11 protein-coding genes are annotated in these 19,343 nt (G+C 69.5%); 2 read left to right on the plus strand and 9 right to left on the minus strand.

Annotated elements, in window-relative coordinates:
- Positions 1–27: 27 nt before the first annotated feature.
- Together ACSFA5_RS05975 and ACSFA5_RS05980 are read right to left on the minus strand one after the other, a co-directional pair.
- The gene (locus ACSFA5_RS05975) at positions 28–678 is read right to left on the minus strand and encodes a hypothetical protein (protein ID WP_435443117.1); all 651 of its coding nucleotides are present in this window, start codon (positions 676–678) and stop codon (positions 28–30) included.
- Positions 679–722: 44 nt separating this feature from the next.
- A complete protein-coding gene (locus tag ACSFA5_RS05980; RefSeq protein WP_435443118.1) occupies positions 723–6,755 on the minus strand; it encodes an alpha-2-macroglobulin family protein in 6,033 nt (2,010 codons plus the stop codon).
- Positions 6,756–6,927: 172 nt separating this feature from the next.
- On the opposite strand from ACSFA5_RS05980, the gene opgC reads away from it, so the two are divergent.
- Entirely contained in the window at positions 6,928–8,079 is a 1,152-nt protein-coding gene (opgC, locus tag ACSFA5_RS05985; protein WP_435443119.1) for an OpgC domain-containing protein, read from the plus strand.
- A 20-nt stretch (positions 8,080–8,099) separates the two neighbouring features.
- On the opposite strand, the gene ACSFA5_RS05990 is transcribed toward opgC, so the two are convergent.
- Genes ACSFA5_RS05990 through ACSFA5_RS06000 form a run of 3 tightly spaced genes read right to left on the minus strand, consistent with a single transcriptional unit; the run spans position 8,100 to position 10,258 of the window.
- Entirely contained in the window at positions 8,100–8,861 is a 762-nt protein-coding gene (locus tag ACSFA5_RS05990; RefSeq protein ID WP_435443120.1) for an SGNH/GDSL hydrolase family protein, read from the minus strand.
- 34 nt (positions 8,862–8,895) lie between these two features.
- The gene (locus ACSFA5_RS05995) at positions 8,896–9,657 is read right to left on the minus strand and encodes an anti-sigma factor (protein WP_435443121.1); all 762 of its coding nucleotides are present in this window, start codon (positions 9,655–9,657) and stop codon (positions 8,896–8,898) included.
- Between the two features lie 25 nt (positions 9,658–9,682).
- Complete coding sequence (locus tag ACSFA5_RS06000) at positions 9,683–10,258, minus strand: RNA polymerase sigma factor (protein ID WP_435443122.1); 576 nt, start codon at positions 10,256–10,258, stop codon at positions 9,683–9,685.
- Between the two features lie 184 nt (positions 10,259–10,442).
- Here ACSFA5_RS06000 and ACSFA5_RS06005 point away from each other — a divergent pair, with 184 nt between their 5' ends.
- Positions 10,443–11,795 carry a hypothetical protein gene (locus ACSFA5_RS06005; RefSeq protein WP_435443123.1) on the plus strand — a complete coding sequence of 451 codons (1,353 nt, stop codon included), beginning with the start codon at positions 10,443–10,445 and terminating at the stop codon, positions 11,793–11,795.
- Here ACSFA5_RS06005 and ACSFA5_RS06010 read toward each other — a convergent pair.
- The 4 genes from ACSFA5_RS06010 to ACSFA5_RS06025 form a co-directional block, all read right to left on the minus strand.
- The gene (locus tag ACSFA5_RS06010) at positions 11,792–13,240 is read right to left on the minus strand and encodes an efflux transporter outer membrane subunit (protein WP_435443124.1); all 1,449 of its coding nucleotides are present in this window, start codon (positions 13,238–13,240) and stop codon (positions 11,792–11,794) included. The two genes, ACSFA5_RS06005 and ACSFA5_RS06010, sit on opposite strands and share 4 nt — an antisense overlap.
- The gene (locus ACSFA5_RS06015; RefSeq protein WP_435443125.1) at positions 13,237–16,410 is read right to left on the minus strand and encodes an efflux RND transporter permease subunit; all 3,174 of its coding nucleotides are present in this window, start codon (positions 16,408–16,410) and stop codon (positions 13,237–13,239) included. The genes ACSFA5_RS06010 and ACSFA5_RS06015 overlap by 4 nt, the downstream gene beginning before the upstream one ends.
- A 12-nt stretch (positions 16,411–16,422) precedes the next feature.
- Positions 16,423–17,655: an efflux RND transporter periplasmic adaptor subunit gene (locus tag ACSFA5_RS06020; RefSeq protein ID WP_435443126.1), complete on the minus strand. Its 1,233-nt coding sequence runs from the start codon at positions 17,653–17,655 to the stop codon at positions 16,423–16,425.
- A 198-nt stretch (positions 17,656–17,853) separates the two neighbouring features.
- Positions 17,854–19,323 carry a rhomboid family intramembrane serine protease gene (locus ACSFA5_RS06025; protein WP_435443127.1) on the minus strand — a complete coding sequence of 490 codons (1,470 nt, stop codon included), beginning with the start codon at positions 19,321–19,323 and terminating at the stop codon, positions 17,854–17,856.
- Between the last annotated feature and the right edge of the window lie 20 nt (positions 19,324–19,343).

Below are 19,343 nucleotides of genomic sequence, written 5' to 3' on the forward strand. Positions count from 1 at the left end.
CGCTCAGGTGCGGTCGGTTCGCGACGATCAAGAGAAGACGATGGCCGTCTTGTGCGCGATGCTCAGCCGCGCCATTTCATACAGCAGCAGCCACGCCTCGTACTCGCGGTACAGCCCTTCGTCGCTCTGGCCCAGCGCGCCGATGCGCGCCGCTTCCGCGTCCGACAGCTGCCCGTCGGCCAGTGCGATGCCGAGCGCGGGCGCGACCTGCACCAGCTCGTCGCGCAGCCGGTACGACGAGCCGAGCATGCCGCCGGTCAGCGCCTCTTCTTCCGACTCGGATTCGGAGAACAGCACTTCGTCGAACTCGATCGGCACGTAGAAGCCTTCGGCGTCCGAATGGCAGATGAGGTGGCTTTCCGCGATGTCGAGCGCTTCCTGCACGGCCGGGTCTTCCGACGGGTCGACGCCTTCTTCGACGGACGTGGCCGTCCAGCCCGGCGACACCACGCAATGCGCATAGGCGCGGCGCAGGTGGTGGATGAACGAATACGGAAACCCGTCGAGCGAGGCCCGCGAATCCAGCGGCGGCAGCTCGCGCGGCTCGACGTGCGGCGGCAGGCCTGCCGCCGCCAGCACGGTGTTCACGATCTCGAAGTCGCCCTCGAACCACTCAGCGCCTTCGGGGTCGTTTTGCAGAAAGTCGGCAAGCGTGCCGACGCTGATGGCCAGTCCCATGTGTGTTCTCCCTTTTGTTCAGTTTGTCATTCGTGGACCGCGGCTTACTTCGCCGCCTCCACCTTCACCCGCGCATTCGGCGTCTCGCCGAACATCTCGGGCGCATACATCGCCTCGACGCGGCTCGGCGGCAGCGCGAAGTCGCCCACGTTGTTCAGGCGCACCGTGTATTCCATCTTCACCACGCCCTTGGGCAGGTACTCGTAGTAGCTGCGGAAGGCCTCGAAGCTGCGTTCCTCGAAAGCCGGCATGCCCGCGCCGCTCTTCTTCTCGCCCTGCGTGGCGATCTGCGAATCGCGGCCCAGGCCGCCGCCCAGGATGGTGGCGCCGCCCGGAATCGGGTCGCTGATGACGACCCAGGTCATGTCGGCGCTGGCGTTCACCTCGATGCTCACGCGCAGCACGTCGCCGCGGGTGTACTTGCCCGGCGTGGCCTGCTCGACCGGCGTGATGGTCTTCTTGAGCGCATAGCCGGCCGCGAACGGCGCCTTCAGCTGCACGGCGGCGATCGACTGCAGCGTGAGCCACGGCTTGCCGGTGCCTTGCTGCGTGACCAGCAGGGTGTCGCGCGCCGGTGCGCCCGATGCCGATGCAGCCCAGGGCAGGAACATCGTGTTGTTCTTCAGGTTGCCCGGCGATGCGGGCGCGCCGAACATGGTGGTCTGGTTCGGTGCGCCGGCCGCGTCGCTGGTCTTCACGCGCTCGACGCGGCTCCAGTCGACCTGCGCCTTCACGGCACCCAGCGTGGCGGCCGTGATGCCGGCCACCGGCGTGCTCTCGAACACCTTGCTGAACTTCTCCAGCGCCAGCCCTCCCCACAGGTTGGCAGTGGTGGTGTGCCAGGCGCCGTTCTGCTGGCGGCCGATGAAGCCGTTGGCCAGCTTGCCGATGTCGTCCTTCCAGGCCGGATCGTCCATCACGCTGAGCAGCAGGCGGGCGGTGTTCACGTCGCCGTTGGTCATCAGCCACCACCAGTAGTCGTCCTGCTCGGTGCTGAAGATCAGCTTGGTGCCCTGGTAGGACAGGCGCGCCTTCAGCACGTTGTTGGCCTCGTCCAGGCGCTGCTGGCGCTGCGGCACGTCGTTCACGCGCTTCAGGATGTTGAGCCAGTCGATCACCGCGCTGGTGGGCCACTGGTTCGGCGCGATGGTGATGCTGCCGAGCATGCTGCCCCTGGCCTTGTCGTAGCGCGAGAGCGCCTCGAGCGCGGCGAGCTTGCGCACGTCCAGGTCCTTGCGCGGGCTCCAGAACTCGCGCGTGATGCGGCCTTCGACGAAGGCGATCAGGCCCGACTCCATCGGCGCGCGCAGGTCGTCGGCCAGCGCGAAGGCGGGGTCGAGTTGCGCGGCTTCGTGCGTCGCCGCGAGCAGGTACGACGTGAGGATGTCGCTGCCGCGGTTGGCTTCGCCGTCGCGCGGCGGGAAGTAGTTGGCCAGGCCGTCGCTGTCCAGGTAGGTGGGCAACGTTGCGAGCACGCCCTGCCACATCTTGGCGTCGCGCAGGCCGACCGACTTGCTGGTCTTCTGTTCGAGGCAGATGAAGGGGTAGTTGGCGAACCAGTCGCGCACGCCCGGCAGGCCTTCGGCCAGGCGGGGTTGCAGGGCCAGCTTGAGACCGCCGCGGCCGGGCAGGGCGTCGGCCGGCGGCGCCACGTCGAGCGTGAACGGACCGTCGAGCTGCACCAGCGTGGCCTGCTGCACCGTGAGCGGCACCGAGGGCACGATGCGCTGGCGCACCTTGAGCGCATCGCGTGCGCCGCCCAGGGTGTCCTTGGCCTCGATTTCCCACAGGATGGCTTCGGCGCGGGTCTGCGCGAGCTGCGCGGGCGCGGTCACGGTCCAGGTCACTTCACGCGCTTCGCCGGCCGGAATGTCCACGGTCTGCGGCTCCAGGGTGAGCAGGGTGGCGCGCGGCGTGGCTTCCACCTTCATCGGCTTTTGCGTGGTGTTGCGCAGCGTGATCTGGGCGCGGAACTGGTCGTCTTCGCGCACCAGCGGCGGCAGGCCGCTGATGATCTGCAGGTCTTGCGTGGCCTGGATGCTGGCCTGCCCGGTGCCGAACAGGCTGGTGCCCGAATCGGCCACGGCCACGATCTTGAAGGTGGTGAGCGCGTCGTTCAGCGGCACCGTCACCACGGCCTGGCCGTTGGCGTCGAGCACCACCTTCGGGTTCCACACCAGCAGGGTGTCGAGCAGTTCGCGTGTCTGGCCCTTGCCGCCGCCACCGCCCGCGGGCACGGCCTTGCGCCCGTAGTGGCGCCGGCCGACGATTTCCATCTGCGCGGTGGAGGTGCTCACGCCCCAGCTGCGGCGTTGCAGCATGGCGTTGAGCAGGTTCCAGCTGTCGTTGGGCATCAGCTCCAGCAGGGCCTGGTCGACCGCGGCCAGCGCCACTTCGGCACCGGCTGCGGGCTTGCCGTCGGGCAGCTTGGCGGTGATGGTGACCTGCGCCTTGCTGCGGATGGGGTAGCTGGGCTTGTCGCTGGTGACGGTCACGTCGAGCTGGTGGGCGCGCGTGCCGACGCGAATCTCGGCCATGCCGAGCCGGTAGGCCGGCTTGCTCAGGTCGACCATGGCGGTGGGCGCCACGTATTCCTTGCCTTCGTACCAGAAGGCCGTCCACCAGTCGCGCGGCGACTTGAAGCCCCAGGTGAAGAAGCTGTACCACGGCACTTCGCGCAGGCGCCCGCGCAGCGCGAGCACGCTGATGTAGGCGTTCGGGCCCCACTCGGGCTTGACCTGCAGGGTGACCGTCGGGTCCTTGCCGTCGAGCTGCACCACGTGCGTCTCGATGATGCCTTCGCGTTCCACCGCCACCAGCGCGGTGGCGAAGCGGAAGGGGCTGCGCACCTGGAACTTGGCGACCTCGCCGGGCTGGTAGCTCTTCTTCTCGGGCAGCACGTCGATGCGGTCGTTGTCCTCGCCGCCGAACCAGAGCTCGCCCTGCTTGGTCACGTAGACCGAGCTCACGGCCTTGGCTTCGCGGCCTTCGCCGTCGGTGGCGCTGGCGATGAGTTCGACTTCGCCGGCCTCCTTCAGCTCCGACTCGCACAGCAGCAGGCCGCGCGAATCGCTCTTGCCGCTGCACACGGTGCCGATGTCCTTGGTCTCGGTCTTGTTGTCGTAGGTGTAGAAGCCGCCCACCATGCGCTTGCGGCTGGTGGTGGTGATGCGCGCCACGGCGCGCACGTTGAGCGTCACGCCGGCCTGGGGCTTGCCCGTGAGGTCGAGCGCGAGCGCCTGGAACTTGAGCTTCTGGCTGGTGGAGACCCAGCCTTCGGTCTTGATGCCGGCAATGACCGATGCGGGCCACAGCGTCTGCGTGCTGCGGATGGTCTGCACCTCGCCGTTGGGGTCGGCGTAGGTGGCTTCGAGCAGCAGCTCGCGCGCGGACTTGACCTTGGGCACCTTGTCGACGATGACCTTGCCGGCGCCGTCCTTGTTCAGGGTCACGGGCAGCTTGTCGGCGATCACGCGGGTGTCGTTCACGCTGTTGAGGTCTTCTTCGCCCGTGTTCGAGTCCGACGCAGGCGCTGCGGCCTCGCTGCCGTCGCCCTGTGTGGCGCGCGGCGGGTTGAAGCTGAAGGCGTCGTAGTCGGAAAAGCTCAGCGCCTTGCCGCGCACCATGGCCGACACGCGCACCGCCAGGTTGGCCGCGCCGCCGCCGGCCACGTAGTTGATCTGCACGTCGGTCGGCACGCTGGTCGCTGCCACCAGCGGCTTCTTCTCGGTGGGCGAGATGCGGCCTTCGAGCACGGGCAGGCGGAATTCCTCGACGCGGAACGTGCCGGTGCTGAAGCTGCGATTGCCGCCGCCTTCGTCGCCGTCGCCTTCACCCTCGCTGTCGCCATTGGCGTCCTTGCCGGGGCCGGATCGCAGCACCACCTCGTACACGCCGAGCTTGGCGGCGGGTGGAATGGGGAAGGTGTTCTCCGCGCTCAGGCCGCCGGTGGCGGTCTTGCGCCATTTGAGCGGCTGCGTGAAGCGCTGCCCGCTGCCCGTGTGCGTGACGACCAGCGTGTCGGGCCGGTTCTCCGGCAGGCCGAAGCCCTTGCTGGTCTGCGTGCGGATCAGGCTTTTCATCGACACCGTTTCGCCGGCGCGCAGCAGCGTGCGGTCGAAGATGGTGTGGGCGATGCGGTCGGGCTCGGGCTGCAGGTTGGTCGGCACGTTGAAGCGCCAGGGCTCGATGCCGCGCTGCCAGTCGCTCCAGGTGAAGGCGAGGTCTTCCACGCCCTTGTCGTCCTTGGCGCGGGCACTGACGAACCAGGCGCCTTGCTCGTACTCGTTCGGGCCGTTGCACGACGGCGCCTGCGGCGAAACGCCGTTCAGCATGACGATGCCGTTCGCGTCGGTGGTGCCGGTGGCCACGGCCTTGCCGTCGCAGCTGGACACGCGCACTTCGGCGCCGGCCACGACCTTGCCCTTGTCCAGCGTGGTGACCCAGGCCATCGAGTTCTCGCGGCCCAGCTTGAAGTGCACGGCCAGGTTGGTGGCCAGCGCGGTGGTGCGCACGTACATCGTGCGGCCGGCGGCGTAGCGCTCGTCGAGCAGGGCTTCGCCCAGCTTCTGCGAGGCGATTTCGAGCACGTGGAAGCCGGGCGTCAGCGGAATGCCGATGACTTCGAACGGGCGGGGGTCGCCGCCCTCGGCCTTGGGCATGTCCAGCGCCTTCACGCCCGGCTGGCCGGCCAGCAGCGACAGCATGCGGGTCTGCAGCGAGGTGCGGTCGTCCTTGTCGATGACCGGGGGCAGCGCGCCCTTCACGTCCTTGCGCGCCTGTTCGCGCGAGATGCTGTAGCTGTCGTAGCGGCGCACCTTGCGGAACCACGCGATGATGTCCGCGTCGGTCTTCGGATTCATGTCGCTCACCTTGCCGGGCGTGAGCGCCTGCACCATCAGCTGCGGTTCCACGCGGCGCACGGTCACCGGCATCATGGCCGGAACGCCGGGCTCGGCCAGGCGCTCGACCACGCCGAAGGGCGAGGCGGCGAACTTGGCCAGCGGCGGCATCATGCCGGTCGCCACCTTCAGCGGAAAGGTGCCAGGCGAGGCCAGCGGGCGGCCCGAGGCGTCCTCGAACTTGGAGGGCAGCTCGATGCTGAACTGCGAGCTCTCGGCCAGCGGCGGGCCGAAGTACACGCCGTTGACCACGTCGTCGTCGCTCTGCGTGCCGCCTTCGTTGGTGAGCTGGGCCTTGACGGTCTCGTCCTTGCCCTTGAGCTGGATCTGCGCGGCCAGCTTGCGCGTGACGGGGGCGTTGAACTCCAGCTGCATCGGGCGCAGCGGCAGGCAGGCGGCCTGCGCGTTCTCGCGCTCGCAGGTGAACGACACCGCAAAGGGTTCGCGCACCTGGAACTCGAGGCGGCGTTCCACGTTGTTGGCCACGCCCGAGGCCGTGGCGACGCCCTTGCCGTACACCACCTGCACCTTGGCGCCCGGCGTGAGCGTGCGGTTGCATTGCAGGGTGACGAAGCGCAGCGGATCTTTCTCGGCGGCCTTGTCGCGGCCGAAGGCTTTCAGCAGGCCGGCGCGCTGGTCGCCCTCGAGCAGCTTGACCGGAATGCGCTCGCCCACGCCGTCGGCGGCGCACCAGATGTTCTGGCGCACGCTGTCCAGCGTGGCTGCGCCGTTGAGCTCCAGCATGAACATCTGCTGTTCGTCGATGCGGCTGTAGCTGCCCGGCATGTAGTTGCGCACGAACGGGCCGCCGGTGTTGAACTGGTAGCGCTCGGGGCCGGTCAGCTCGCCGCCCGCGCTCGGCTTGAAGCCGGGGATGCGGGTGACCGTGCAGCGCACGCCCGGGGGCAGGTCGTTCTCGAAGTCGTAGACCCAGGCCTTGGCGTCGGTCCAGCGGCCGGTGCCCTTGCCGGCTTGCGCGTCGGTGCAGCTCACCGAGAGTGGGGCGGGGGCCTTGGGGTCGCCGAAATTGACGGCGGCCTGGTCGAACTTGGCGACGATCTGCCGCACGCGCGCCACCTCGCCCTGGGGGCTCAGGCTGGTGATCTGAAGTGCGAAGCTCGGGCCGGCCAGCAGCACGCCGGCGGCAAAGAGCCATGTGGGAACGAAACGGGTCACGGGGAACTCCTCCTTGGGGCAGCGCGCAGCGTAGCCGATTTGCACGACGCTTCGGCAGTGCCAAGGGTCATATGTCGACCGGTTGCGGTCGCGGCTTACGCCACTCTTCTTACAATCGGGCGCTGTCTTGCGTGCGCCGCGCGGACCGCCACCAAGACCTCGCCGCCGACCGATGAAACGCTACTGGGAAATAGACGCCTTGCGCGGGCTGATGCTCGTGCTGATGACCGTCACCCACCTGCCCACCCGACTGACCGACCCGCTGGGCCAGCCCTTCGGTTTCGTGTCGGCCGCCGAGGGCTTCGTGCTGCTGTCGGCCTTCGTGGCCGGGCTGGTGTACAGCCGCATCGGCTTTGCGCGCGGGGTGGACTCGATGCGCAAGGCCTTCTGGCGGCGCGTGGTGAAGGTCTATCTGTGCCAGGCGGCGATCCTGCTGTTCCTGTTCACGGTGATCGCGGCGCTGGGCTTGCACATCGACCAGCCGGCGGTGAAGAACCTGGTGTCCTATTACCTGGCCGAGCCGCGCGACGGCTTCCTCTACGGGCTGCTGCTGGTCTACGAGCCGGCCTTGCTCGACATCCTGCCGATGTACATCTTTTTCATGCTCCTGAGCCCGTGGGTGCTGGCCTTCGCCATGCGCCACGGCTGGAGCTGGGTGATGGCGGTGAGTGCGACCGTGTGGGCCGCGGCGCAGTTCGGCCTGAGCGAATGGGTCTACGGGCTGGCCGTGCACCACCTGGGCGTGCCGGTGCCGTTCCACGAGATGGGCGCGTTCAACACCTACGCCTGGCAGTTCCTGTGGTTCGCGGGGCTGTGCATCGGCGCCACCCGCAACGGGCCCGAGGCCAAGCCGCTGCGCTTTCCGTGGTGGCTGCTGGTGCTGGCCGCGGGCGTCGCGCTGTACGGGCTGTACTGGCGGCATCACGGCATCAACGGGCAGGCGCCGTTCGGCGGCGACGTGGAGCTGAACCTGCTGTTCGACAAGTGGCAGCTGGGCCCGCTGCGGCTGGTGAACCTTTTGGCGCTGGGCATCCTGGCGGTGCGCTTCGGGCCCTGGCTGATGCGCCGCCTGCCGCGCATGCACTGGCTGGAGGCGATGGGCTCGGCCTCGCTGCCGGTGTTCTGCGCGCACCTGGTGGCGGTGCTGCTGGTGCTGGCCTTCTACGGCGACAGCCAGACCGCGCGGCCCTGGTGGGGCGACGGCCTGCTGCTGGTGGCTGTGTTTGCCGGGATGTACGTGGTGGCGCGCTTCACGCGCGGGGCGGATGTGCAGCCGCCGGCGGACGACGTGCCGACGCGGCCTGCACAGCCGACGCAGGCCTGAGTCCGGTCGGCCCGGTCAGGTCAAGGCAGCGAGGCGGTCGGCGCCGGCGCGATGCTCGGCAGGTGCGGTGCGATCACCGCGTGCCACAGCCGGTAGCCTTCGTCGGTCATGTGCAGCTTGTCGCCGCGAAACAGCTCCGGCCGCGGGCGGCCGTCGGCGCCCAGCATCGGTGTGTAGATGTCGATGTACTCGCTGTTGGGCAGCAGGTTCAGGTAGGCCGACACCACGTGGTTGGTCTCGCGGATCTGCGGCAGGAGCTGCTCGCGCGACGGGCTGGGCTTGACCGACACGAAGCTGATGCGGGTGTCGGGCAACTCGGCGCGCACCGCGTTGGCGAAGCGGGCGAAGCTGTCGAGCACCTGCAGCGGCGTGCGGCCTTCGGCCAGGTCGTTGTCGCCCGCATACACCACCACCTGGCGCGGCTTGTAGCGCACCACCAGGTCGCGTGCGAACAGGCTGCAGTCGTTCAGCGTGGAGCCGCCGAAGCCGCGGTTGACCACGCCGCCGGGCACGCGCGCAAAGTCCTGCTGAAGGCGCGTCCACATGCGCACCGTGGAACTGCCGACGAACACCACGCCGCCGGGCGAAGGAAAGCGGTCCTGGTCGGCGCGCGCGAAGGCGGCCAGCTCGTTGTGCCAGCGCTCCTTGGCGGCCAGATAGTCGCGGGCGGACGCAGCCTCGGCGGCGGCCGTCTCGGATTCCTGGGGAAAGAAAGAAGCGGACTGCGCGTGCGCGGCCAGCGCCGCCACCATCAGCGCGGCCGCGGCCAACGCGGTTTTCATCGAAGGCATCGCAAAGGCAGGCAAATTGGGAAGCCTAGATTGTCTTCTCGATGAAGGCGCCCTTGAACACCACCGGGCCTTTGGGGCCGCTGCCCGGCGGCACGCCGCCCCGGGCCTCGAGGGTGACGGCCAGGGTCGGCACGGCATGCACGTCGGATTCCGAGGCGGCCAGGCGCAACCCCGGAGCCTTGTCCATCACGCCGAGCGAGCGCGGCGCCACACCGGGCGCCAGGGCCCACAGCTGCAGCGACTTGTCGGCGCCCTCGCTGTAGCTGCCCACGCGCTGCAGCGACAGCTGCTTCTTCTTGGGGTCGAAGGTCACGAGCATCGACGCGGCGGACTGGTCGTCGGACAGCACGGCGACGTACTGCACCGCTGGCGCGTTCTGCAGCTGGTCGCGCAGGTTGAGCCCGACCACCACGGCCAGCACGGTGGCCAGTGCGCCGGCCGCCGTGGCGCCACGCCACAGGGCAAGGCTGCGCAGCCAGCCGCCGGGTTGCGGCCGGGCGGCGTCGCGGGCGTTGGCCGCATCGCGCTGTCGCTCGATGGCGGCCTTGGCCTGCTCGGCGTCGATCATGTTGCGGATGCGGGTCCACACGGCGGGGTCGGGCACGACCGAGGGTTGCAGCTCGGTCATGCTGGCGAGCCGGCCTTGCCAGACCAGCGCGGCGGCGCGCACCGGCGCCTGTTCGCGGGCCAGGGCTTCGAAGCGGCGGCGGGCGCCGCCGCGCAGGGTGCCGAGCGCGTGGCTGGCGGCAAGGAGTTCGAGCAGTTCGGGGTGGGCAGTGAGTTTCATGGCAGGCCTGTCTTCTTCATCACCGTCAAGCGAAGCGTCCCATGCAGACGCGAAGTTTTTCCAGCCCGCGCCGGATCCATGTCTTGACGGTGCCCAGCGGCAGCTTGAGCTGCTCGGCCAGTTCGCCGTGGCTCATTTCGCGCAGATAGGCCAGGCTCACCACCTCGCGCTGCTTGCCTTCGAGCTGGGCCAGGCACTGGTGCAGCGCCCAGGCCTGCTCGCTGGCGTCGGCCGTGTCGACCGGGTCGGGCGCATCCGACTCCATCTGGTCGGCCATGAGCTCGTCGAATTCCTGCGTCAGCTGCGCCCGGTCGGCGGTGCGCCGGCGCAACAGGTCGAGGGCCCGGCTGCGCACGATCAGCCCCAGCCAGGCCAGCGGCGGGCTGAGCGACGAGCGATAGTCGCCGGCGACTCGCCAGACCGTCAAAAAGGCTTCCTGGAGTACGTCCTCGGCCCATTCGCGTTGCCGCACGACGCGCATTGCCAGCCCCATCAGCTTGGGCGAGGTGCGGTCGTAGAGCTGGCGCAGGGCGGCTTCGTCGCGATGGCCGATCCTGTCGATCAGCGCCATCAGTTCGGCGTCGGGGCTGGGTGCAGTCATCCGCGGATTGTCGGGCATCGGTGCGCATGCCAGATATACGGGCGCTGCCGCCGGTCGGATTCAGGGTATGCGAAGCCGTGGCTGAAACATTCGTCAACTTAAGTTGCAAACGTATACTCCTGCGCGAAACGCCGGGGCGCACCGCACTGCCGCCGACCAACACCTACAGAAAGCAGGCGCCGCCATGCTCGCCACCCGGGACTCGCTCCCGCCGCCTCCGCCGTTCTGGCACCGCCTGAACAGCTTCTTCGCCTTTCCTTTCCAGATGCGGCCGCTGGCCTACGGGCTGGTGCTGTCGTTCTGCAGCCTGTTGTTCGAGGGCGTCTTCTTCCTGCCCGACGCGCTGGCGCTGGCGCTGATCGAGATCGGCATCATGCTGGCGGCCAGCCGCTACGGCTTCAAGGTCATTGCGCTGGGCGCGCGCGGCATCCGCGACTCGGCCGACTTCGGCCGCCAGGGCAGCGACGAATGGACCTACCTGCCGTGGAAGCTGTTCGCCATCTCGCTGGTGCAGGCCGTGCTGATCGGCTGGCTCGCGTACTACGCGCCCATCCTGGGCACGGTCGGCCTGTTCGTCATGTCGTTCACCTTCCCGGCGGCGGTGATCGTGCTGGTGCAGTCGGGCAGCTTCTTCCAGGCCATGAACCCGGGCCACGTGATGGACGCGATGCGCACCATCGGCTGGCCGTATGCGCTGCTGTGCTTCTTCCTGTTCCTGCTGAGCACCGGCGCACAGGTGGCGCTGCAGCTGGTGCTGCCGATGTTCGACGGGCGCATCGTGCTGCCGATCGTCAACTTCGCCTTCATCTACTTCGGCTGGGTGATGGCCAGCCTGCTGGGCTACGTGATGTTCCAGCACCACGAGGCCTTCGGCTTCGACGCCGTGGCGGGCAGCGAACTCGACGGCGGCGGCCCGGCGGAGCGCCGCACGCCCGAGCAGATCGCCGCGCAGCGCATCGACGCCGAGGTGGCGCAGCTCGTCACCGAGGGCGACCTGCCCGCCGCGCTGGGCACCGCCTACGAGGCGCAGCGCACGGCCGCGTCGGACGACCTGGCGGCGCAGCGCCGCTACCACCGCGTGCTGGCGCTCATGCCCGACAAGAGCGCCACCCTGCTCGACCACGCGCGGCGCTTCATTGCGCTGCTGATGCGGCGCGACCTGTCGTCGGAGGCGCTCAAGGTCTTCAAGCTGTGCAAGGAGCGGGACAAGGCCTTCGCGCTCGACGATGCGGCCCTGGTGATCGCCATGGCGCGCGCCGAGTGGCGCGGCGGCGATGCGCACGCCACGCTGGCGCTGATCTCTGGCTTCGACAAGCGCTTTCGCGGCCACGAGACCATTCCCCAGGCCTACGAGCTGGCCGCCCGCGCGCTGGTGCAGGGCCTGGGCCGCGCCGACATGGCGCAGCCCATCCTGGCCACGATGGAAGCGCGCTACCCGGAGAGCGAGCAGACGCAGGAAGTGCGCTGGCTGCTGCGCCCGGCGCCTGCCGCCGACGCCGCGGCCACCGCCACGGCAACCCACGCGCCCTCGGCCTAGCTTTCCTTCCAGCCCCCGCCCAGCGCCTTGTAGATCGACAGCCGGTTGGTCTGCTCGGTGAGCTGCAGGCCGATCAGCGTCTGCTGCGCGGCGTAGTACGCGCGCTGCGCGTCGAGCACGTCGAGGTAGTTGCTCGCGCCGCTGCGAAACAGCGACTGCGACAGCGCGAAGCTGCGCGACGTGGCCCCCAGCAGCGAGCGCTGCGCGGCCAGCCGTTCGGCCAGCGTGCGCCGCTCGGCCAGGGCGTCGGCCACTTCGCGGAAGGCGGTCTGCACGGCTTTCTCGTAGGTGGCGAGCTCGATCTTCTGCTGCGCCTCGGCCACGCGCAGGTTCGCGCGGTTGGCGCCGCCGTCGAAGATCGGCACGCTGACCGAAGGCGCGAAGCTCCACGCCTTGCTGCCGCTCGCGAACAGGCCCGACAGCGTGCTGCTCGCCGTGCCCGCCGACGCGGTGAGCGCGATGCGCGGAAAGAACGCGGCGCGCGCGGCGCCGATGTCGGCGTTGCTCGCGCGCAGGGCGTGCTCGGCGGCCAGCACGTCGGGGCGCCGCTGCAGCACGCTCGACGGCAGGCCGGGCGGCGGCACCAGCAGCTGCGCGGCTGCGGCGGGCTGCGCCGTGTCGGACGCGGCCGCTAACGGCACCACCGGCAGCAACTCGGCCGGCGGCGTGGCGCCGACCAGCAGCGTGAGCGCATTGCGCGCCTGCTCGACCTGGCTGTCGAACGCCGCCGCGTCGGCGCGCGCGGCGTCGACCGTGCTCTGCGCCTGTGCGAGCGCCAGGCCCGACTGCGCGCCCAGCCGGTGGCTGCGCTCGATCAGGTCGAAGGACTTGCGCTGGCTGCCCAGCGTGTTGCGCGCCAGCTGCAGGCGCTGTTCGTCGGCGGCCAGTTGCAGCCACGCGGTGGCCACGGCAGCGACCAGGCTGATCTGCGTGCTGCGTTGCGTGGCCTCGGTCTGGAAGTAGCTCTGCAGCGCCGCCTCGCTCAGGTTGCGCACGCGGCCGAACAGGTCGATCTCGTAGTTCGTCAGGCCCAGGTCGGCGCTGTACTGCGAGGCGATGCGCGGCTCGCCGCTGTTCGACAGGCTGCCCGGCGTGCGCGAGCGGCTGCCGCCCGCGCCGGCGTCCACCGTGGGGAACAGGCCGGCGCGCGCAATGCCGTACTGGGCCCGTGCGCGCTCGATGTTGAGCGCAGCCACGCGCAGGTCGCGGTTGTTGGCCAGCGCGAGTTCGATCGTGCCCCGCAGCCGGGGCTCGACGAAGAAGCTGCGCCAGCCGACGTCGAGCGGCGTCGGGGCCTCCGCGCCGTCTGCGCCGGAGGAGGGCAGGGCCTGCGGCACCGGGGACGCCGGCGCCGTGTACGTCGGCGCAAGGTTGATGCAGCCGGCCAGCGCGACGCATGCGACGGCCGCGAGCGTGACAGAGCGAAGGGGGAGGGCGCGCTTCATCGGTGGGCTCCCTGCTCGGCCGTGGTGCCTGCAATGGCCTCGGGTTGGGGCTGCGGCTTGCGCCGCCCCGCCAACCAGCCGCGAATCAGTGCAAAGAACAGCGGCACGAAGAAGATGCCCAGCGCCGTGCCCACCACCATGCCGCCCAGCACCGCGGTGCCGATCGACTGGCGGCCACCCGCGCCCGCGCCGGTGCCCAGCGCCAGCGGCAACACGCCGAAGCCGAAGGCCAGCGAGGTCATCAGGATGGGCCGCAGCCGCAGGCGCACCGCCTGCAGCGTGGCCTCGACCACGCCCTTGCCCTGCTCCTGCAACTGCTTGGCGAACTCCACGATCAGGATGGCGTTCTTCGACGACAACCCCACCGTGGTCAGCAGGCCGACCTGGAAGTACACGTCGTTGCTCAGGCCCCGGAAGCTGGTGAACAGCAGCGCGCCCACGATGCCCAGCGGCACCACCAGGATCACCGAGAACGGCACCGACCAGCTCTCGTACAGCGCGGCCAGGCACAGGAAAACGAACAGGATCGAAATGGCGTAGAGCATGGGCGCCTGCGCGCCCGACAGGCGTTCCTGGAACGACGCGCCGGTCCACTCGTAGCCGATGCCCGGCGGCATCTGCTTCATCACCTCGTCCACCGCGGCCATGGCGTCGCCCGAGCTCACGCCGGGGGCCGCGTCGCCCACGAACTCGTAGCTCGGGCTGCCGTTGTAGCGCTGCAGCTGCGGCGAGCCGTAGCTCCAGCGCGAGCTGGAGAACGCGGGGAACGGCACCATCTGGCCCAGGCTGTTGCGCACGCTCCAGCGGTCGATGTCGGCGGGCAGCATGCGGAAGTCGGTGTCGCCCTGCATGTACACGCGCTTCACGCGGCCCTTGTCCAGAAAGTCGTTGATGTAGGTGCCGCCCATGGCGCTGGACAGCGTGCTGTCGATGTCGGACGTGGCCAGGCTCAGTGCCCCGGCGCGCGCGTCGTCGATGTCCACCGCGAACTCGGGCGTGTCGTCCAGGTTGTTGCTGCGCACGTTCACCACCTCGGGCCGCTTGCCCAGCAGCTCGATGGCCTGGTCGCGCGCCTTCACCAGCGCGTCGTGGCCCAGGCCGTTGATGTCCTTCAGGTGAAAGTTGAAACCCGCATTGGCGCCCAGCCCGCGCACCGCCGGCGGCAGCAGCACGAACACGCGCGCGTCGCGGATGGTCGACAAGTCTTTGTTGGCGCGCCGCGTCAGCTCGGCGGCCGACTGGCCGGTGCCCGTGCGCTCGGCCCAGTCTTTCAGCTTGACGAAGGCACGCGCCGAGCTCTGGTCGCCGTTCTGCCCGGTGATGACGTTCACGCTCAGCACCTCGGCCTGCTTGCCGAAATACTGCTGCACCTGCTCGACCACCGGCTGCAGCCGCGCATTCGAGGCGCCCGGCGGCAAGGTCACCTGCACCTGCAGGAATGCCTGGTCTTCGTCGGGCAGGAAGGAGGTGGGCAGCCGCAGGAACAGCAGCGCCATCACGCCCGCGATCAGCAGGTACACCACCATGCTGCGCTTGCCGCGCCGCACGATGCCGCCCACGATGCCTTCGTAGCGGTCGGCGCTTTTGTCGAAGCCGCGGTTGAAGGCCGCGAAGAAGCGGTCGACCCGGCCCGGCAGGCCGCGGCGCGGCACCGCGTGCTCGCCCTTCTTCACCGGCTTGAGCAGCGTGGCGCACAGCGCCGGCGTGAGCGTGAGCGCCACGAACACCGACAGCGCCATGGCCGAGACGATGGTGATCGAGAACTGGCGGTAGATCACGCCCGTGGAGCCGCCGAAGAAGGCCATCGGGATGAACACCGCCGACAGCACCAGCGCAATGCCGACCAGCGCGGGCGTGATCTCGGCCATCGACTTGCGCGTGGCCTCCTTGGGCGACAGGCCCTCTTCATGCATCACGCGCTCGACGTTCTCCACCACCACGATGGCGTCGTCCACCAGCAGGCCGATGGCCAGCACCATGCCGAACATGGTGAGCGTGTTGATCGAGTAGCCCGCGATGGACAGCACGCCGAAGGTGCCCAGCAGCACCACCGGCACCGCAATCGCCGGAATGAGCGTGGCGCGCATGTTCTGCAGGAACACGTACATCACCAGCACCACCAGCAGCATGGCCTCCAGCAGCGCCTTGACCACCTCGTCGATGGACGCGCTCACGAAAGGCGTGGTGTCGTAGCTCACGAAGGTCTGCAGCTGGTTGGGGAACAGGGGCTTGAGCTCCTCGACCTTGGCCTTCACCGCCTCGGCCACCTGCACCGCGTTGGCCCCGTCGGCCAGCACCACGCCCAGGCCCGCGCCGGGCCGGCCGTCGAGCTGCGAGCGCACCGTGAGGTTTTCCGCGCCCAGCTCCACGCGGGCCACGTCCTTCAGGCGCACCACGGCGCCGTCGGGCGCAACGCGCAGCACCACGTTCTCGAACTGCTCCGCCGTCTTCAGCTTGCTGCGCGCGGTGATGGTGGCGGTGAGCTGCTGCTGCGCATTGGCCGGCAGCGCACCCAGCTGGCCGGCCGACACCTGCGCGTTCTGCGCGGTGATGGCGCTGTTGACGTCCGAGGGCATCAGCGCGTACTTGCGCAGCTTGTCGGGGTCCAGCCACAGGCGCATGGCGTAGCCGGTGCCCAGCGTCTGCACCTCGCCCACGCCGTCGATGCGGCTGATGATGTCCACCAGGTTGCTGGAGATGTAGTCGCCCACGTCCACCGCCGAGGCGCTGCCGTCGCCGGAGTACATCGACACGATCATCAGGAAGTCGTTGCCGCCCTTGGTCACGGTGACGCCGCGGCTCTGCACCTGCTGCGGCAGGCGCGACATGGCCTGCTGCAGCTTGTTCTGCACCTGCATCTGCGCCACGTCGATGCTGGTGCCCGCATTGAAGGTGAGCGACAGCCGCGCCACGCCCGACGAGTTGCTGGTCGACTGCATGTACAGCAGGTTGTCCAGCCCCTTCATCTGCTGCTCGATGACCTGCGTGACCGAGTCTTCCACCGTCTTGGCGGAAGCGCCCGTGTAGGTGGCGTTGATGGACACGCGCGGCGGCGCGATGTCGGGGTACTGCTCCAGCGGCAGCGTGCGGATCGCCATCAGCCCCGCGAGCATGACGACGATGGAAAGCACCCACGCGAAGATGGGACGGTCGATGAAGAACTGCGCCATGTCGGTCGGTCCTCAGCGCGCCACGGGGTTGGTGGCGGCGTCGGCCGCGTCGGGCGGTGCGCTGGCCACCGTGCCGGGCGCGGCCTTGGCGCCCAGGTCGACCACCTTCACCTTGTCGCCCACCTTCACGCGCTGCGAGCCTTCGGTCATCACGCGGTCGCCCGCGGCCAGGCCGTCGAGCACCTGCCAGCGCGTGCCGACCGCGCGGCCGACATGGATGGCGCGTCTGGCGACCTTGCTCTCTGCGTCGACCACCAGCGTGGAGGCGCTGCCGTCGGGCGCGCGCGTCACGGCCTGTTGCGGCACCAGCAGGGCGGTGGCGTTCACGCCTTCCTGCAGCACGGCGCGCACGTACATGCCGGGCATCAGCAGCTTGTCGGGGTTGGGCACCACGGCGCGCAGCGTGACGCTGCCGGTGCCGGCATCGACGGTGACGCCGCTGAACGTCAGGCGCCCGGGGTAGGGGTACTTGCTGCCGTCTTCCAGCACCAGCTGGATGCGCGCCTCTGCGTCGCTCGCGCGCTGCAGCCGGCCGCTGGCGAGCTCGCGCTTCAGGCGCAGCAGCTCGCTGCTCGACTGGGTGACGTGCACGTGAATCGGGTCCAGCTGCTGCACGGTGGTCATCACCGCCGCCTGGTTGGCCGTGACCAGCGCGCCCGGCGTGACGCTCGACAGTTCGGCCCAGCCCGTGATCGGCGAGGTGATGCGCGTGTAGCCCAGCTGGATGCGCGCGGTCTGCTCGGCGGCGCGCGCCACGGCGAGGTCGGCCTCGGCCTGCTGCTCGGTGGCCTGCGATTCGTCGAACACCTGGCGGCTGATGGCGTCGATCTTCACCAGTTCGGCGTTGCGGCGGGCCACGGTGCGCGAGGCGGCCAGGGCCGAATCGGCCTTGCGAACGCCGGCCTGCGCGCTGGCGTGGGCCGCCTGCAGCGGCGCCGGGTCGAGCTGGTAGAGCACCTGGCCGGCCTTGACCTGCGAGCCTTCGGTAAAGAGCCGCTCCTTCAGGATGCCGCCGACCTGGGGCCTGATCTCGGCGATCACCGGGGCCATGGTGCGCCCGGGCAGTTCGGTGCTCAGGGCCAGCGTCTCGTGCTTCAGGGTGACGGTGCCGACTTCCTTGGGTGGTGCGGCTGCTGCTTTGGACGTGCCGGGCGTCTCCACGCTGGTGCGCGAGCAACCTGCGAGCGCGGCGATGGCGATGGCCGTACACAGCAGGGCGAAGCGGGAGGGGGTTTGGTCAGGCATCAGACAGGTTATGGAGGTAGGGAAGCGGGGATCGCCCCAAATGGAGCAGGTGAGCGCCCTCAAGTTCAACGAGGGCTCGGCGGCGGGGGTGGCTTTACACGCTGTTTACTGCAAGTGCAGTGCCATGGTGTGGGCATGGCGTGGGCATGGCGTGACAGCCCCGTGACGTCGACGGCCGCAGCCGTCTGCGTGCCGCCTTCAGGCGCGCTGCAGCGCGCGCGTGACCATGTCGTTGGGCGCGAGCCGCAACAGGTGCGGCAGCAGGCCGATGGCCTTGTCGCGCTGGCCCGCATGCAGCAGGCCGTTGGCGCACACCGAGAGCGTGTCGGCCAGTTCGGGATGCTCGGGTGCGGTCTTCAGCAGGATGGTGCACAGCCGGTCGGCGTCGTCGAACTGGCGGATGCGCGAAAAGCGCCGCGCCAGCCGGGCCATGTCGTCGGGCTTCAGGCGCGCGCCGGGCTTGGCCTGGTCGAGGTAGGTCTTGTAGCTGGCGTGCTGCAGGGCGAGCGTGTTCGGCTCGGTGGCGGGCAGGCGGAAGATGCGGCGCGCGGCGTGGTGGAAGTCGTCGCTCGCGGGTTGCAGGCGGGCCGTGTGGAACCAGGCGCGCAGCGTGTCGGTGTCGCCGGGGCGCAGGGCGGCGGCGGCGCGCCACTCGGCGCAGGCCTTGTCGAAATTCATCGCCGCGCCGTGCTTCTGGGCCGCGGCCACGTGCGCGTCGAAGTGGTCGGGTTCGGGGGCGGCGGCGGTCTCGGGGGCCTGCACGCGGCGCAGCAGCAGGGCGGCGGCCATCAGCGCCGCACCGGTCAGCAGGCCGCCCAGGTGGGCCATGTAGGCGATGCCCTGGCCGCCCAGCCGGTGCTGCATCAGCTCGTTGACGATCCATGCCGGCAGCAGCAGCAGGGCCGGTGCGGTGACGTAGTTGAAATAGAAGAACAGCTGGTAGAAAAAGCGGATGCGCTTCAGGCGGTACATCACCGCGTACATGCCCATCAGCGCCGAGATGGCGCCCGAGGCGCCCAGCCCGTAGGTGCCCTTGCCGGCATAGGCCCAGCCGGCCAGCAGCGAGGCACCGACGGCGCCCAGCAGATAGAACGCCAGGTAGGTGCCGCGTCCCAGCGCCAGCTCGACCGAAAAGCCGAACAGGAACAGGAACAGCATGTTGCCCAGCAGGTGGCCGGTGCTGCCGTGCAGGAAGGCGGCGGTGATCCAGGTCCAGGGCTTGAACTCGGCGTCGGCGGCGTAGCTCTGCGACCAGCGCTCGGTGAAGGGCGCGGGCAGCAGGGACTCGTACTGCCGGCGGTCACGCTTCCATTCGTCGTACCGCGGGTTCGCGGGCGTGACGACTTCGTCGGCCTGCAGCTTGCGCAGGAACTTGCTGTCGTTCTGCAGGCCTTCGAGCAGCCTGGGGTAGGCCTCGGTGTGCGGCAGCATGCGCCGGGCTGCCTTGCCGCGCTGGGGGTCTGTTTTTTCGAGCCATTCCACGAACGGCGGCAGCTCCAGCTGGGGCAGCACGCTGTTCACGTAGTAACGAGAGGCGCGCTCGCGCCCGTTGTCTTCGCTGCGCTGCGGCCCCCAGAACACGATCATGTTCAGGAGGATCAGCAGCACCGTCATCCAAGGTGGGTTGCGCCAGCTCGGTCTGTTTTCGAGCGGGATGGCATAGAACACGGTGCGGCTGCCGCTGGCGC

Origin of the sequence: Variovorax monticola, from assembly GCF_051216855.1 — a bacterium.
In the GTDB taxonomy this organism is placed as follows: Bacteria; Pseudomonadota; Gammaproteobacteria; order Burkholderiales; family Burkholderiaceae_C; genus Variovorax.

What these genes read in the sequence shown, in the direction of transcription:
- ACSFA5_RS05975 (WP_435443117.1), bottom strand. Translation starts at nt 678, where the DNA reads ATGGGACTGGCCATCAGCGTCGGCACGCTTGCCGACTTTCTGCAAAAC.
- ACSFA5_RS06000 (WP_435443122.1), bottom strand. Translation starts at nt 10,258, where the DNA reads ATGACTGCACCCAGCCCCGACGCCGAACTGATGGCGCTGATCGACAGG.
- opgC (WP_435443119.1), top strand. Translation starts at nt 6,928, where the DNA reads ATGAAACGCTACTGGGAAATAGACGCCTTGCGCGGGCTGATGCTCGTG.
- ACSFA5_RS06020 (WP_435443126.1), bottom strand. Translation starts at nt 17,655, where the DNA reads ATGCCTGACCAAACCCCCTCCCGCTTCGCCCTGCTGTGTACGGCCATC.
- ACSFA5_RS06015 (WP_435443125.1), bottom strand. Translation starts at nt 16,410, where the DNA reads ATGGCGCAGTTCTTCATCGACCGTCCCATCTTCGCGTGGGTGCTTTCC.
- ACSFA5_RS05990 (WP_435443120.1), bottom strand. Translation starts at nt 8,861, where the DNA reads ATGAAAACCGCGTTGGCCGCGGCCGCGCTGATGGTGGCGGCGCTGGCC.
- ACSFA5_RS06010 (WP_435443124.1), bottom strand. Translation starts at nt 13,240, where the DNA reads ATGAAGCGCGCCCTCCCCCTTCGCTCTGTCACGCTCGCGGCCGTCGCA.
- ACSFA5_RS05995 (WP_435443121.1), bottom strand. Translation starts at nt 9,657, where the DNA reads ATGAAACTCACTGCCCACCCCGAACTGCTCGAACTCCTTGCCGCCAGC.
- ACSFA5_RS06005 (WP_435443123.1), top strand. Translation starts at nt 10,443, where the DNA reads ATGCTCGCCACCCGGGACTCGCTCCCGCCGCCTCCGCCGTTCTGGCAC.